Genomic DNA, 15,515 nt, shown 5'->3' with positions numbered 1-15,515 from the left:
GCCCGCCCCTTACTTCGAGAACCCAGGCATGGCGGCCGGATCTGCCACCCCCAGCGCGAACGGCCGCCACACGGGATCGCCCGCGGTATCGCGATCCCGCCCGCTACTCTGTCCCGGCAGCATCTTGTCGATCGGCGCATTGCGTGCCATCGGCTTGACCAGATGCGGCGTGACGATGATCACCAGTTCCCGCTCTTCCTGGTTGTAGTTCAGGCGCTTGAAGAACGTCCCGATAACCGGCACGTCACCCAGGAACGGCACCTTGTCGACGTTGGACAGCGTGGACCGGCTGACCAGCCCGCCGATGACAAAGCTCTCGCCATCGCCAAGTTCAACTGTTGTATCGGCACGGCGCGTGACGATGGCCGGCACCGTCGCACCGTTGAGCGTCACGCCTCGGCTGAAATCCAGATCGCTCGCTTCAGGCGCCACCTTCAGCGCGATGCGGTTCTCCGAGAGAATGGTGGGCGACACCGTCAGCCCGATGCCGAACGGCTTGTATTCGATAGTCGTGGTACCCAGCGCTTGGGGCACTGGAATCGGAATCTCGCCACCGGCCAGGAAATTGGCGCTCTGGCCTGACAGGGCAACCAGGCTTGGCTCGGCCAGCACACGCGCCATGCCGTTTGATTCCAGCAAACTGAGGTCGGCAAAGAGGCCCTTGCTGACCGAGGAGACCAGCAGGTTGAACGCCGAACCGATCGGCATGGTGGATTCGGTAGACAAACCGTTGGAGCCAAACGTGACCTTGGAGAGCGACGACGGCGCAAATGTCCGGAAATCGAAACCGCCGCGCGTACGACCAAACGTGAACCCGGCCTCCTTGAGCACCGTCTTGCTGAACTCCACTACCCGCACGTCGACTTGCACCGTACCTGGCACGTTCATCGAGGTGGTGTCGATGACGTTGCCATCTTTAGGTTTTTCTGCGCCGCTGGCTGCAGCGGCCGAACGGCGCGCACGGGCCAGTGCGTAAACATCCTTGGGCTGACCTGAAACAACCGCCGTATCGCCCTGTGCAACCACTGCCGGGTCACCCGGCACAGGCGCCGCGGCGTCCACCTGCACGTTGTAAGTCGTCGCAACGCCGCCTTGCGTCCAGACCATCACGTTGGCCGCACCCGGCTTCTTGGCGATGATCAAAACGCTCGTGGCCGTACCTCGCCCCTTGAGCAACAGGGCATCGGCAATCTCGGGGTTGCCGATGGCAATGCGTTCGAGCGGTTTGCCCAGGCGAATCTCGCGCTGGCTTCCCGTCAGCAGATGAAGCGTCTGGCCGGTCGGTGCCGTCTCGGCAAATGCGCTCGACACGAAGGCGGCGCAGCCCAACGCGAGTCCGCCCATCCAACCGCGAACCATGGCGGCATCAGTCATGTTGCTCCTCACGTTTTCCTGCGCGGATGATCTCGACACCAGTGCTGGCGGTACTGCTGCGCACCGTCGTGCGGGCCGCGGCAATGGCCGGCAGCGGCGGCGGCACAACGACCAGCCTGCGCGCCGAACCCGTCAGGCTGGCCATCGACACGCCGGCTTGTGCAACGTCCATCGGGTTGCGATTGGCGGCTGCCAGCAATGCGGCATCCTGCGGTTTGACGGTCGGTTCGGCGTCGTCGCCTGGGTTGCGCAGCGCCAGCAGCAGACGACCGCTCTGGTGTGCCATTACCAGTTGGCTGACAGCCTCCACCGGCACGGCCAGCACGGCCGTCTTGGCTTGATCGACCTTGCGTGTGACGTTGTTGCTCTCCGGCTGCTTCTGCGGCCCTTCGTTGACCGCCAGCGGGCCGAACGCCAGCACGCGCAGGTGCGGCAGCAGCAGGCGCGCCTGGCTGTCTTCGATCTCCTGACCGTCCTTACGCATCACGAGAAACACATCGACGTAATCGCCCGGCATGACGCGATTGCCCACGCCGATCACCTCGTCCACGTTGATGGCAACCGCGCGCTGGCCGGCCTCGACCTGCTGTGCCAATCCGGAGGAAAGTTGCGACGCAATCAGCGGCACACCCACGCCGACCGGCAGAATGGGTTCACGCCCGACGACCTTCGTGACGTCGGAAAACGCTTCGGCCGGATTGATGGGCAGTTGCTCGATGGCCACCTGGTCTGCGGTGATGGGCTTGCCCGCCTCCAGCGGTTTCGTGGTCACGACCACGGGATAGACCGCTTTGCCATCTTTCTGCTCGGCCACGGGCGCCGGTGGGCGATGCGCCGACTTCCACGCCACGGCGCCAAGAATGGCGGCAAGCAGCAATAGCGCGGCGGCGAAGATCTGAAGGTGTTTGCTGGTCATCTGGGCGGCGTGTCCGAGCGGTCGATCGAGAAGGTCAGCGAACTGAAAAACGTCAGGAGCCGGGCACAAGCTGCACGACGGCAGAGCCCGTCAACGTAGCCGGTGCGGGCAACAGCGGTATCGAGGGCAGCAGCGGGTTGTTGCCGGAGGTCACGGGCAATGTCAGGACCACGCTCAGGCATTGCATGCCCGCCACGTTCTGGCAATTCACCAGCGGGGTGCTGCTCTGATTGGTCTGGACCCGCCCGGTCAGGAAGGTGGGGAGTACTGACGTCACGGCCGCATAGGCGGCTGCCACACGCTGTGTGTTGGAAGGCTGATAGCGGAGCGCCGCGCGTGCGCCCTCTTCCGCCGCCAGGGTCAGCGCCTGCTGCATGGCGAGGATCACGCCGTAGTACACGATGCCAAGCATGAGCACCAGCAGCACCGGCACGACGATGGCGAATTCGACTGAAGCTGCGCCGCGGCCGCCGTGCCGCCGGGGGCGGCGGACAGCATGCGTGCGGACTTCCGGGTGCATGCGAGCACCTTCCCGTTCCCGTTGCAATGTCGGCATGGCCGACTCCTTTCTTATAGGCAGGCCGCTTGGCGGCTCTTGTTCATCGCTTCAACTGTCTGAACTACATGCCCGGCAGCCACGGCATGCGCATTACTGGAGGCACCCATGGCAGGCTCAGCAGACCAATTGCCATGTAGGCGGCGTACGGAATGCCTCGACGCCCTGCCTGAGCGGTATCCCAGCGTGCGACAGCCGGGCACACGCGCATCACGATCCATGCCGATGGAGAAGATGCGTCAAGCTGGCGCAGCATCATGATGCCGAGCGCGTGCAGGCCGGAGATCATGCTCGAGACAAGCCATACGGCCACGAGGCCATGCCAGCCTGCCAGGAGGCCGACGACCGTGAAAAACTTCACGTCGCCGGCGCCCATCCAGCCGAGGGCGTACAGCGGCAGAAAGCAGGCAAACGCGATCGCTCCGCCGAGCCAGAAATCCTGCCAGTCATAGGCAAGGTCCTGCACTCCACCGAACTTGATCAGAGCGATGGACAACATGACCCCCGCGACGACGAGCCAATTCGGCACGCGCCGTGAGCGAATGTCCAATGCGATTGCAAGAACTGCGAGAACTGCGACGCTTGCCCAGCCAGCAATATCGATGTGGCTATGCAATCCCAAGCTCTAGCAGGCAGTCCCGCCCTTGACGGCCGTACAGATGTTGGTGAAGACGGTGTTGAGCTGCGTACCCAGCTTGCCCACGATGACCGTGATCGCCGCTGCGATCAGACCAGCGATCATGCCGTACTCAACGGCAGTGGCACCTTGTTCGTCGCGAAGGAACTTCAGAATGGCGTTTTTCATGATCTCTCTCCTGTTTGCACTCGCCCGCGGATGTGTTGATCTCGACCAGCTTTCGGCGCTCCAACCTTAGCCAGTTCATATTTGCTAATCACGGATAAAACGCATGGGGATTTACTGCGATGACACGACCAGCAAAAATTCTCCGCTCGCGTCGTTCCACTAATGGAACAAAATTCGAATGTCACCGAACGCAGTGTCCCGAACGCGCCCGATGATCACCGCCCACCCCCCATGAACATCCATTTTTTCCAGCGTGTCACCTATGTCACGTAACACACCGTAACGACTTTATAGGCGTGCGGCGCCGCAAACAAAATAACTCAATTGGGGTACTTTCCCCAATTTAGAGTGAAGTCTCTATTTAATTTTATTAATAACACGCCAACTCTTTGAAAACTAATGGAAATCCCTTAATGAACCCGAGACCAGTCTGATTATTTGGACGGGTTTCCCATTAATACTCGCGGCTGGTCTAAACGCTCCCCATTTCTGTCTAAGCAAAAAAAAGGATGCGCGAGCGACGGGAACACGCCCGCGCACCTTCAAGAGCACAGACAGGTACTGCTCAGTGCACCGGGCTGCCAATGCCGCCCAGCAAGTTGGTAACGGGAGCCAGCGGGTTGCCGCCCGATGCTCCACTGGCAGCGCTCGTCACGCCGCCCAAAAGTCCGGTGACAGGCGCCAGCGGGTTGCTGCCGCCGGCCGCGCCGCCCAGCGCGCCGGTGACCGGGGCCAGGGGGTTGGAGCCACCAGCGCCGCCCAGCAGGCCTGTCAACGGCGCCAGCGGGTTCGAGCCGCTGGTGCTGCCGCCCACCCCACCGAGCAGACCGCCCAGAGGGTTGCCGCCGGCGGAACCGCCAGTGGTGGCGACGCCGCCGACTGCCGCGACCGTGGCACCAAGCGAAGTGACTACCGGGCCCAGGTTCGAGACCACTGGCACGCCCGTCCCGGTGATGGTGTTTCCGGCGCCGGCGACGCCACCGCCAACGGTCCCTAACAGGTTGTTCAGGGCTCCGCCCAGACCTGTCGAATCACCGACCATCTGGGTGGCGCCGCTAATCTGCGTGGTAACGGGCACGATCGCCGTACTCAGTTGCTGCGTCACCTGCTGGACCGCGCCCGAAGACAACGCGCTACCCAGGAGGGTGCCACCGCCAATCAAAGCCTGGCCGACTTGCTGAACGCCACCGCCCACAGGTTGGGTGATCGGCGCGAGCGGTGCGCCCGAGCCCTGGCCGAGGCCCTGCACCAGCGAGCCGGCGCTCACCGTGGCTTGGCCCAGATCCGTCACGACATTGCCCGTGCTGGCCACCGTCGTGCCGATCGGGTTGGGGTTCTGGCCCATCTTGCCAAGCCCGGTCTGGACGCCCAGACCGAGATCGCTGACAGCCTTGCCGGCGTTGCCGACCGTGCCGCCCAGCCCAGCCTTGGCCTGATCCGACAAGCCCGGAATGTTTGCGTTCTGAAGCGTCGAGCCAAGGCTGCTAACTGCCTGGCCGGTCGCCACAACGGTGTTGCCGCCGCCGTTTGCAACCTTGCCGATGGGCGTTACGCCCGTCGTGTCGTTTGGGCTCGGATTGGGCGAACTGCCCGAGCCGGAGCCTCCCGAAGAACAAGCCGCCAGCATGAGTGCGGCAACTGCGCAGGCCAACGGCGCAACGCGAATGGAGTGTCGAATGTGAGTCATGGTCCGTCCCCTTCTTGGAATGATGTGTCTTGATGTCTGAGCTCGGTACTGCGGACTGCGGGCCGCATTCTGCAAATCGCATGCCAACCGCATTAGAAATAGCGCTCAGTTTTCAAAGGACGGCGTGTGTGTTGGTTTTACGGGCACCGCGTCAGGTGTTTCCCTAACTTGAGCGCCGACCGTTACCCCACCCAAATCCATGTTCCCAGCGTTACGACGTAACGTGACACGGAACACATCCATCGCCGACATAACCCCGAAAGCAGACGTTTAACCCCCACTTTTGTGGGGTATGTAAATTCCGCATTCTGATTAGTTTTCACAATTCCCCCGCTTTATCGAGATAAACGGGGCAAATTCAGATACAGCATTACACAGTGCGTAATAATGGTGACATGGCACACCGTTTGCAGAGTCCGGCCACCTCACGTCGAGAGTGAGACTTTTTCCTGCTGACTAAAGCGGACTTTTAAAACGGGAGATCCATCATGAATAAGAATATCAAGTGCCTGGCCGCCACCATGGCAAGCCTGTTGGTTTTGGGTGGTTGCGCCAGCTCCGGCTCCGGCGACCTGGGCAGCTCACTGGGCGGTTCAAATGGCGGCGGCTCGAACAACAACGGTGGCTCAACACCAACGCCCTCGCCTTCCCCGTCGCCTTCGCCCTCCCCCTCGCCGTCTCCGTCGCCCTCACCCAGCCCGAGCCCGAGCCCGAGCCCGACTCCGGCACCTGCGCCGCTGACGCCGACTGGCGCTGTCCTCAACAATGCGGGCGGCATTGTCACGAGCGCCGGTTCGACGGTCAGCGGTCTTGGCAAGACGATCGCAACGGCGCCGCTGCCCTCGCAACTGAGCGGTGTCCAAAGCGGCTTGGGCGGAGTCGTCGAAAACGCCGGCGCGACAGTTTCTGCGCTGGGCGCTGGCGTGCAGAATGGGCTGGGCAGCATCGGCCGTAATGCCAACCCGGTGGGCACCACGGTCTCCAGCCTCGGTAATGTGGTGACCGGTGCCGGTAACACCGTCACGAGCGCCGGCACGCTGGTCAACAACCTGGGCACCGGCCCGCTGGCACCGCTAGCTCCGGTGACAACGCCGCTGGCCGGTGTGGTCTCGCAAGTCGGCCAAGCGGTGGCCAACGGCGGCGGCACGCTCGGCACGGCCCTGTCGACTGGCCCCGTGGAGCAACTCACGCAACAGCTGAGCACGGCGATCGTGCCGCTGACTTCGCAGGTCACCAGTGGTACGCAAACGCTGGGCGCGGCCACCGGCCTGGGTTCGCCGGCCAACACGCTGCTGGGTACGATCGGCGGCGCCGTAGCCAAGGGCGGCACCACGCTCACTTCGGCCAATGTTCCGGTGGTCAGCGGCCTGGGTGGTGTGGTCATGGCCACAGGCAATACGGTCGCCGCGCTGGGTGGCGTCGTGTATTCGCCGACGGCATCGGGCGGCAACCCGCTGGCGCCGATCACGGGTCTGCTGGGCGGCCTCGGCGGTGCGACGGGTGGCGGCAATCCGCTCGCCCCGATTACTGGCGCACTGGGCGGTCTTGGCGGCACTGGCGGCACCAGCCCGCTTGCTCCGATCACCGGTCTGCTGGGCGGTCTCGGCGGTGCGACTGGCGGCGGTAATCCGCTCGCTCCGATTACCGGCGCACTCGGCGGTCTGGGTGGCACCGGCGGCGCCAGCCCGCTCGCTCCGATCACCGGTCTGCTGGGCGGTCTCGGTGGCGCCACGGGTGGCAGCAGCCCGCTCGCTCCGATTACTGGTGCACTCGGTGGGCTGGGCGGGGCGACGGGTGGTGGCAACCCGCTCGCTCCGATTACCGGCGCGCTGGGCAGCGTGGGCGGTGCAGCAGGTGGTGCCGGCAACCCGCTGGGCCCGGTCAGCACGATCACGGCGCCGGTTGGCAGCGTGGTCACCACGGTGGGTACGGGCCTGACGTCAGCAGGTGCGACAACGCCGCTCTCGCCGGTGACTGGCGCAGTGGGCGGTCTGCTGGGCACGGTGGGCGGCGTGCTGGGCGGCGCGCACCACTGATCTACAGTCAACGCTTCGGCGGGCCGGTTATCACGCCAGCCCGCCGCTGTCGCGTTTCAAACGGACCAATGCCGTGCAATGCGGCATCGTCATTCGGTTCGCGGGGGCGCGGCCACGCACCATCGGTATCTACGTGGGCCGTTGCGCCGCGTGAACGCTCCCTCTATGTGTCTTGTTGTAAAGCACCATGTCTCGCGGTTATCGTTTGATGCAACGCGCGGCTGTACGGCATCGCGACACCACAAACGAATACCACGGAGGAGACAGGCGTGCGGACCACCACCATGCGGTTGGCCCTGGCCACAGGCGTAGCACTGACCGGCCCGGCACTGAGCTGGGCACAGAGCAGCCCAACGCAAGGCAACCCGATCGACACGCTTCCCAAGGTCGATACTTCCCGTCCGCCCCAGCAGAAAATCCAGGTCGAGGTTCAGCGACCGAATCCGGCATTGGAGAATCTGCTCGCCACGCATCTCACGCCGACCAAGTTCCAGATCGAAGGCGTCAAGACACTGCCGTTTCCAGAGGTCGCGGCGTATTTCGCGCCGCTGGCCGGACACGACATCACCGTCGCGCAACTCTTGCAGGCTGCGAACGAGGTCACCAAGCTGTATTCCGACCGCGGTTTCCCGCTGTCGTTTGCCTTTGTGCCCGCACAAACGTTTGAAGGCGGTGTCGTGCGCGTCACCGTAGTCGAGGGCTATGTGGCGCGCATGCGGATCGAAGGGACACCTGGGCCGCTGGAAGGCCGCCTGCGCGAAATCTCTCGGCGCCTGATGGATGAAAAGCCCCTGCGCCGCGAGACATTCGAGCGCGTGACGGGCGTGCTGGCCCTGCAACCCGGCGTGCAGATCACCGCGACCGTGCAGCCGCCCACCACCACCGATGGTGCGAGCGAACTCGTGTTGAACGTGAAGCGCCAGCCGTACACGATCGGGACGGGCATCGAATACCGTTCGCCGGGTGTGCGGGCCATCATCACGGGCACGCTCAACAGCGTGACGCCGCTGGGCGAGCAGATCACTGTGTCGACCCTGCAGCCGCGCGGGCCGGACCATGAAACGTTCTACTCCGCCACGTGGGCGCAGCCGATTGGCACCGATGGGCTATTGGCTAAGCTCACGTGGTCGCACTATCGCGGCATGCCCGAGAATCTGCCGCTGGAGCAACTGGGCTATCAATCGCGCTACCTGACCGACACGCAGCGGCTCGGTTTGTCATTGAGCTATCCGGTACTGCTGTCGAACACCCGCAACCTCACGCTGACGGGCACCTTCTACGGCAACGACGACAAGCAGCGCTATACGCCGCAAAACCCGGGCTTTGCGCAGACCGAACTGGATGCGAAGGTGCGCGTGGCGGGCGCCGAAGCGCTGTACACCGAAGTGAAGCCAGGCGAGACGCGCCGTGCCTCGCTTGGCGTGTACCAAGGCGTGAATAGTCTTGGCGCAGGCAAATCGCCCAACAACAACGTTGACCTGGGCTTCCTGCGCACGCGCGTCACCGCCAGCGAAGCCCACGACTTGCCCCTGGGCTTTGGCGTGGTGGTGTCGGGAGCGGCGCAGTACAGCGGTGCGGTGCTGCCGTCTTCGGAACAGATCAGCTTTGGCGGACGATTCTTCGGCCTCGCCTATCCGGCCGGTGAAGTGGCAGGTGATCGCGGCTGGGGCGCATCGGTGGAAATCAACCGCGCATTCCAGGTATCGATGGACTATCTGAAGACCGTGCAGCCCTACGTGCTGTACGACACCGCAAAGGTCTATTCGAACGCAGGCACGCTGGTGCATGACCAGCTCGGCTCGATTGCTCTGGGCGTGCGCTTCTCCGATCGGAAGTACTACACGCTGGACCTGGCCATCGCGCGCCCCGTGGGAGACAAGCCGATCAACTCAAGCTCCCGCAGCCTGCGGTTCAACGCAGCCTATACGTATCAGTTCAACTGACGCACGCCAGCATTGTGAACATGTGCACGAATTTTTTATATTTTTTATATTTTCAGCGCTGAAAGTCGCCCATACTCCCCTCTCAAGGGGGAGATACATCGCCGCCGGAATTTGGGAGCATCGAAAGCGGAATGTTAAGTTTTTCCAAAGAGTTGCCGATTACCACAGAAGTCGCGCAGAACAACAATAATCATGACAGCGACGGCGGCATCGCGCCGCAACATGCCGACAGCAAGGGATTGCACTCTGAGCTGTCGCAATACGCACCGGGGGCCATCATGCTGCAACGTCTATCGGATGACGCAGAATTCCATCGACTCGTCGATACCATCTACGAAGCGGTACTCGAGCCTGCGCAGATGCCGATCGCCCTGGCCCTGCTTTCTGTGTATGCCGGCGCCGAAAGCGCACACTATTTCGTCTGGGACAAGCACACCGACACGCCGCGCCAAGGCGTTTCGTCGGGCTGGTGCCAGCACTGCCCGCAGCCGGGCCACTGCAACAGCTTCTGTCACGATCCGCAACTGCTGAGCGCCGCGCCGCCCGAAGAGACGCCTGCGGCAGGCATGACACTGATCGATACGCCAGACATGCGCGTCACGATGCGGCTGCGGACCCGCGATGACGATGCATCCGAAGTCAGCACCATCGAACGCGAAACCCGCCTGCAGCGCGTGCTGCCGCACCTGCAGCGGGCTGCGCGCATGCAGCAGCGCAATCTTGAGCTGAACGAACTCGCCGCGCTCGGCATGGCCGGGCTGGATACGCTCGACTTCGGCGTGATGGTCATCGAGCGCACCATGCGCGTGAAATACGCCAACGCCTGGGCGCGCACGATGACGACGGAAGACGACCGATTGTCGCTCGATGGCAACCTGTTGCATTCGGCTGATCACACACACGACGCGGCGCTTCGTAACCTCATCGAACATGCCGCCGGGTCACTCGGCGTACAAGGCGCGGCCGGATCGTGGATGTACCTGGCGCGCGATGGCCGCCCGGTACCGTTCATTGCCACGCCGCTCACGCCTTCCGATGCGATGCGTTCGGCCTGGGCCTCGCCGCTGGCGCTGGTGCTGGTCGGCAACTCCGAGGCACGGTCCGTCATGGACGCCGGCGTGCTCGCCTCGCTCTTCGGGCTGACCAACAAGGAATGCATCGTCGCCGCACGGCTGGCCGCAGGCGAAACCCTGCAGGAAATTGCCGAGCGCGAATTCCTTTCGCTGCACACGGTGCGCGTGCACATCCGTGACATCCTGCGCAAGACCGGCACGCATCGCCAGTCTGAGCTTGTGCGCCTGCTGCATCTGTTGCCCAGCGTCGATCTGGAACGTGCTGGCGCTGCCACTCCGGCTGCGCGCCGGCGGGGCCGCCTCAACGCCTGAGTCCGTGCGCGATTTTCCTCCCCCCTTCGCCTGACTTCCAACGCCCAATCACGAGCGGCGAGCCATCCGCGTATACCCGGCTCACGTTTCGGCGGTTTCTGCCGATCCCCCAAGACAGGCGTGGCGCCGTCATGCTTGCTTGATGCGAAGCGGTAACGGCGAATGATCCCGACGCATTCTGTGAATAACGCGCAACAAACGCGCCTTTTCGCGGCCTGAAACGACAGGCTTTTGCGCTATCCTCGCCGCAAAACACAGACTAGGCGCTGGTCGTAGATCGGGGGGCCGCGCCGGATGCGCTCGCATGCATAACGATTTCCATATTGCGCTGCTGCTGTTTGCGTGGGTCAGCACTGGGCTGACCACGTTTGCCGCACTGGACGCTGCGACACGTCTGCCGGGGGGCTCGACGATCGCAAAACGCCGCAACTGGCGCATCGCCTGTGCGGTCATTCTTGGCATTGGGCTGTGGTCGGGACTTTGGCTCGGCCAGCTCGGCCTGCATCGGCAGGTCGGTGCGGCCGTATCCGCGCCCATTGTGGCGACACTCATGACAGCGCTGGCGGCCTCGCTGGCAGCTTTCTCTATCGTGTTGCCGGAGACTTCGGCTTCCAATGGCGCACCGGCTCCGCAACGACGCAGCATTGCCATGGGCGCCGTGGCGCTTGGCATCGGCCTGTTGACGATGGAGCTGTATCTGACACGCCCCTGGGTGCATGACCAGGCATTGTCGCTGCGCCGCGCCGTGCTTGGCTGGGGCGGCGGCACGCTGGTGCTTGGTGCAGGCGTGTGCTTGGCGATGTGCATGGCATTTCATATGCCGCCCGCGCAGCGCCGCGCCGCCGTGGGTCTGCGCGCACGTGCCGCAGCCGTGCTGGCGACAACTGCGGTGCTATCGCTCGTGCTGTGGCCGTGCGCCGCCGCTTGGCCGGCCGATGAATCAACGATGCATATCGTGCCCGTCATCATGCTCAGCGCCGGCGGCGTGTTGATCGCACTGGGCCTGCACGCGGTGCTGATGATGCTCGAGACCCGTGTCGACTCGGCGCAGGCGCACCTGGAAGCTTCGCTGGCGCGCGTGGCAAACCAGACGCCCCGGCCCCAACTCCACGACGCGCTGACCGGCCTGCCGAACCGCCTGCATCTGCGCGAAGCGCTGGAGGCGGCAATCCTGTCGTCCACGCGACGCGGGCGTCCGTTTGCCCTCTTCTATCTGGATCTCGACAATTTCGGGCAGATCAACGACCAATACGGCCGCAACGCCGGTGACCGTGTGCTGCAGATCATTGCCGAGCGCCTGCGCCAGGCGATTCGCGGCGAAGACACCGTGGCACGCCTTGGCGGCGACGAATTCGGCATCCTCGTTGAAGGTCTGGCGCTGCCCGAGGCTGCCGCCACCATTGGCGACAAGCTGCTGTTCCGCCTGCGTGAATCGGTGGAAGTGGAAGGCCGGCGCCTGCGCGCGACCGCCAGCATTGGCGTAGTCGTTCATCCTCACAACGGCGCGACGGCAGACACGCTGCTTGAACATGCCGACACGGCCATGTTCGATTGCAAGCAATCCACCGGCAACGCCTACCGCTTCTTCGAGCCGCGCCTGAACACCACGGCACACCGCGTGCTGCAGATCCAACGTGCGCTCTCGCATGCGGCCCTCAACGGGCAGCTGTCGGTGTATTACCAGCCGAAGTACGACGCGCGCACGCAGGCCATGGCGGGCGCTGAAGCACTTCTGCGCTGGAACCACCCGGAGCTTGGCCCGGTGTCGCCAGCGGAGTTCATCCCATTGGCAGAACGCACCGGCACCATCGTCGAACTGGGCGACTGGGTGGTCGAAGAAGTCTGTCGCCAGATCATGCACTGGGATGCCATCGGTATGGCGCCGCAGCGCATTGCCGTCAACCTCTCGCCACGGCAATTCCAGCAACCTGATCTCGTGCAGCGTCTGTCGCAGATCCTGCATCGCTATCAGGTTGCCGCACATCGATTGATGTTCGAGATCACCGAGACCGCGGCCATGCGCGATGCCAGCCAAAGCATCGCGGTCATCCGTCAGATCCAGTCGCTCGGCTTCGAGGTGGCCATTGACGATTTCGGGACCGGTTATTCCAGCCTCAGTTATCTGCAGCGATTTCGCGCCCAGCAGATCAAGATCGATCGCGCATTCGTCTCCGCGCTCGATGACAATCCGCCCGAGGCAGCCGCCATCATTCGCGCCATTTGCGCGATGGCGCACTCGCTGGACATGACCGTGGTGGCGGAGGGCGTGGAAACCGAAGCGCAAATGCAGGCCCTGGTGAATCTGCAATGCGACCAGGTTCAGGGTTATCTGCTGGCGCGTCCGATGCCAGCCAAGGATTTTCAAGGGTTGCTCGGAGTCGAGTACGCCTGAACAGGCGGCACAGAAAATGCGCCATTTTGACGCATTCGGTATCACGCTTCAGCAACCTTTCATCTTCGCATTCGCCGATATTAGGCCAAGACCACCGGCAATTGCCGAAGCAATGAAGCAGTCACATAAGAAAAGAATTGAATAGGGATTGCGTAGTTGGTGCGTTGCCTCGATTGCAATATGGCCCAATGGTTTTGCAATGGTTCATATGTTTACGATTTCGACACATCGCGTAAACGCCCATCCCATGCAGGTTAGCGCAAAGTAAAGTGAGGCAGAAAATCCACGTCGTTGACATGAGGTCTTAACGAAATTCAATTCTCAATGGCAAAGTCGTTATAATGCGCTGGGCTACGGGGAGCGTGCCCGCGTTTCAATTGCAAAGTTGAGGAATCCATAATGCCGACTTACAAGGAAATCGTTCAGAAGATCTCTGAACTGCAGCGCCAAGCCGATGAACTTCGGGCAAATGAACAAGCGACGGTGATCGCTGAAATCAAGCACAAGATCGTGGAATACGGCCTGACCGCCGAAGACCTCGGTTTTGGCGCCAAGGGTGCCGTGGCCTCGAAGAAGGCTGGCCGTAAGGTGCCGGTGCGTTACCGCGACAACAACGGCAATACCTGGACGGGCCGTGGCAAGCGCCCGGGCTGGCTGGTAAAGGAGCTTTCGTCGGGCCGGAAGATGGAGGATTTTCTGGTCGCCTGAGCAGCGCTTCCAGCGCGGCATTCCGAGCCCGCACAAAGAGGCGCGCCGGAAACCACAAAGAGAAAGGCCGGCGAATTTGCCGGCCTTTTGCATGTCTGGCTGACCGTGGTCAGGCGCAGTTATACCTGGAAGCGCCCCACAGCCGTACGCAGCAATTGCGCCTGCTCTTCCAGCGACAGCGCAGCGGCCGCAGCCTGCTCCACGAGCGCAGCATTCTGCTGCGTGACTTCGTCCATCTGGTTCACGGCCTGGTTGACCTGCTCGATGCCGGAACTCTGCTCGTCGGACGCCGCCGAGATCTCGCCCATGATGTCCGTTACGCGCTTCACGGCAGTCACCACGTCCTGGATCACCACGCCAGCCTCTTCCACCAGCGCCGATCCGTTCTGCACCCGGCCCACCGAATCGCCGATCAGGTCCTTGATTTCCTTGGCAGCGCTCGCCGAGCGCTGCGCCAGGCTGCGCACTTCGCCCGCCACCACGGCAAAGCCTCGGCCCTGCTCGCCCGCGCGGGCGGCCTCCACGGCAGCGTTCAGCGCCAGGATGTTGGTCTGGAAAGCGATGCCCTCGATCACACCGATGATGTCGGCAATCTTCTTGCTGCTCTCGTTGATGCCGGACATGGTCTCGACCACGCGCCCGACCACCTCTCCGCCCTTGACCGCAATATCCGACGCATTGACGGCCAGCGTGCTCGCCTGACGCGCATTGTCGGCGTTCTGCTTCACGATGCTCGTCAGTTCCTCCATGCTCGACGCCGTTTCTTCCAGCGACGAGGCCTGCTGCTCCGTACGCTGCGACAGGTCGGCATTGCCGGCAGCGATCTGCTTGGTGGCGCTGGCAATGGAATCCGCCGAGCTCTTGATGTTGCCGATCGTGCCCGTCAGCTCACGCTGCATCTGCGCCATGGCGTAGAGCATGCTGTCGCGATCCCCCGAGCGGGTTTCAACCGGCACAGCCAGATCACCCGCGGCGATGCGGCCGGCAATGCGGGCGGCATAAGCGGGCTCGCCACCCAACTGGCGCTGCAGGCTGCGCGTAACGGCCACGACCACCACAGTCATCAGCAAGCCGACACCAAACAGCAGCCCCAGCGCCTTGACTAGCGACGCGTGGAATGCGGTCTCGATGTCGTCCATATACGTGCCCGTGACGAGGCACCAGTCCCAAGGCTGGTAATACAGCACGTAGCTCTTCTTCGGCTGCGGCGCTTCCGCGCCGGGCTTGGGCCATAGGTAATCGACAAAGCCGCCGCCGCTCTTGCCCACGCGAGAGATTTCCTCGAACAGATGATTCCCTGCCGGGTCGGTAAAACCCGACATGTCCTTGCCGTTCATTTCGGCTTTGATCGGATGCATCACCATCACCGAGTTGGTCTGGTTGATGCTGAAGTAGCCATCCTTGCCGTAGCGGATCATCTTGATGCGCGCGAGGGCCTGGGCACGCGCCTCGTCGGCGGTGAGCTTACCGTCTTGCGCCATCTGTCCGTAGTCTTTGATGATGCTGAATACGGATTCACTGATGTTCTGCAAGTCGCGCTGGCGTTCTTCCAGGCGCAGGGTGCGGGTCTCCCAGGTGCTCCACAATGTGATCAACAACAGACAAAGCCAACTCAGGACAAGTGGCAGCCACAGCTTCTGACGAAGCGTGAGTCGATTCATCTTCCTTCCTCCAAGCGTTTTCTTTTTGTCCGCTAGGCACAGTTACCGATCG

12 protein-coding genes are annotated in these 15,515 nt (G+C 62.9%); 5 read left to right on the top strand and 7 right to left on the bottom strand.

Translation table 11 applies throughout. The annotated features are described in order from the left end of the window. Nucleotides 1-9 precede the first annotated feature (9 nt). The 6 genes from RP6297_RS20830 to RP6297_RS20805 all read right to left on the bottom strand — a co-directional run bounded on the left by RP6297_RS20830 (nt 10) and on the right by RP6297_RS20805 (nt 5,338). Entirely contained in the window at nt 10-1,374 is a 1,365-nt protein-coding gene (locus RP6297_RS20830) for a type II and III secretion system protein family protein (protein ID WP_009240644.1), read from the bottom strand. Beyond that, complete coding sequence (gene cpaB / locus RP6297_RS20825; RefSeq protein WP_009240643.1) at nt 1,367-2,290, bottom strand: Flp pilus assembly protein CpaB; 924 nt, start codon at nt 2,288-2,290, stop codon at nt 1,367-1,369. The genes RP6297_RS20830 and cpaB overlap by 8 nt, the downstream gene beginning before the upstream one ends. Nucleotides 2,291-2,342: 52 nt before the next feature. Continuing rightward, nucleotides 2,343-2,846, bottom strand: coding sequence for a TadE/TadG family type IV pilus assembly protein (locus tag RP6297_RS20820; protein ID WP_009240642.1), 504 nt, complete (start codon nt 2,844-2,846; stop codon nt 2,343-2,345). A 64-nt stretch (nt 2,847-2,910) separates the two neighbouring features. Then, the gene (locus RP6297_RS20815) at nt 2,911-3,375 is read right to left on the bottom strand and encodes an A24 family peptidase (protein ID WP_232295851.1); all 465 of its coding nucleotides are present in this window, start codon (nt 3,373-3,375) and stop codon (nt 2,911-2,913) included. A gap of 96 nt (nt 3,376-3,471) precedes the next feature. After that, complete coding sequence (locus RP6297_RS20810) at nt 3,472-3,651, bottom strand: Flp family type IVb pilin (RefSeq protein ID WP_009240640.1); 180 nt, start codon at nt 3,649-3,651, stop codon at nt 3,472-3,474. A gap of 565 nt (nt 3,652-4,216) precedes the next feature. Continuing rightward, entirely contained in the window at nt 4,217-5,338 is a 1,122-nt protein-coding gene (locus RP6297_RS20805) for a collagen-like triple helix repeat-containing protein (protein WP_009240639.1), read from the bottom strand. Between the two features lie 488 nt (nt 5,339-5,826). Here RP6297_RS20805 and RP6297_RS20800 point away from each other — a divergent pair, with 488 nt between their 5' ends. From RP6297_RS20800 to RP6297_RS20780, 5 genes are all read left to right on the top strand, one after another. Continuing rightward, nucleotides 5,827-7,374 (top strand): collagen-like triple helix repeat-containing protein, encoded by a 1,548-nt coding sequence (locus tag RP6297_RS20800; protein ID WP_009240638.1) that lies wholly within the window; start codon nt 5,827-5,829, stop codon nt 7,372-7,374. 269 nt (nt 7,375-7,643) lie between these two features. Next, nucleotides 7,644-9,317, top strand: a complete 1,674-nt coding sequence (locus RP6297_RS20795) for a ShlB/FhaC/HecB family hemolysin secretion/activation protein (protein ID WP_009276949.1) — start codon at nt 7,644-7,646, stop codon at nt 9,315-9,317. 131 nt (nt 9,318-9,448) lie between these two features. After that, nucleotides 9,449-10,702, top strand: coding sequence for a helix-turn-helix transcriptional regulator (locus tag RP6297_RS20790; protein ID WP_009240636.1), 1,254 nt, complete (start codon nt 9,449-9,451; stop codon nt 10,700-10,702). A 304-nt stretch (nt 10,703-11,006) separates the two neighbouring features. Continuing rightward, complete coding sequence (locus tag RP6297_RS20785; protein ID WP_009240635.1) at nt 11,007-13,094, top strand: putative bifunctional diguanylate cyclase/phosphodiesterase; 2,088 nt, start codon at nt 11,007-11,009, stop codon at nt 13,092-13,094. Nucleotides 13,095-13,493: 399 nt separating this feature from the next. Beyond that, nucleotides 13,494-13,802: an H-NS histone family protein gene (locus RP6297_RS20780; RefSeq protein ID WP_004627393.1), complete on the top strand. Its 309-nt coding sequence runs from the start codon at nt 13,494-13,496 to the stop codon at nt 13,800-13,802. 119 nt (nt 13,803-13,921) lie between these two features. Here the strand turns inward: RP6297_RS20780 and RP6297_RS20775 are convergent, their stop codons facing one another. Then, entirely contained in the window at nt 13,922-15,463 is a 1,542-nt protein-coding gene (locus tag RP6297_RS20775) for a methyl-accepting chemotaxis protein (protein ID WP_009240634.1), read from the bottom strand. Between the last annotated feature and the right edge of the window lie 52 nt (nt 15,464-15,515).

This window comes from Ralstonia pickettii (assembly GCF_016466415.2).
Classification (GTDB): domain Bacteria; phylum Pseudomonadota; class Gammaproteobacteria; order Burkholderiales; family Burkholderiaceae; genus Ralstonia; species Ralstonia pickettii.
Note: the sequence above shows the minus strand (reverse complement) of the source record. Positions and strands in the feature narration are given on the sequence as shown.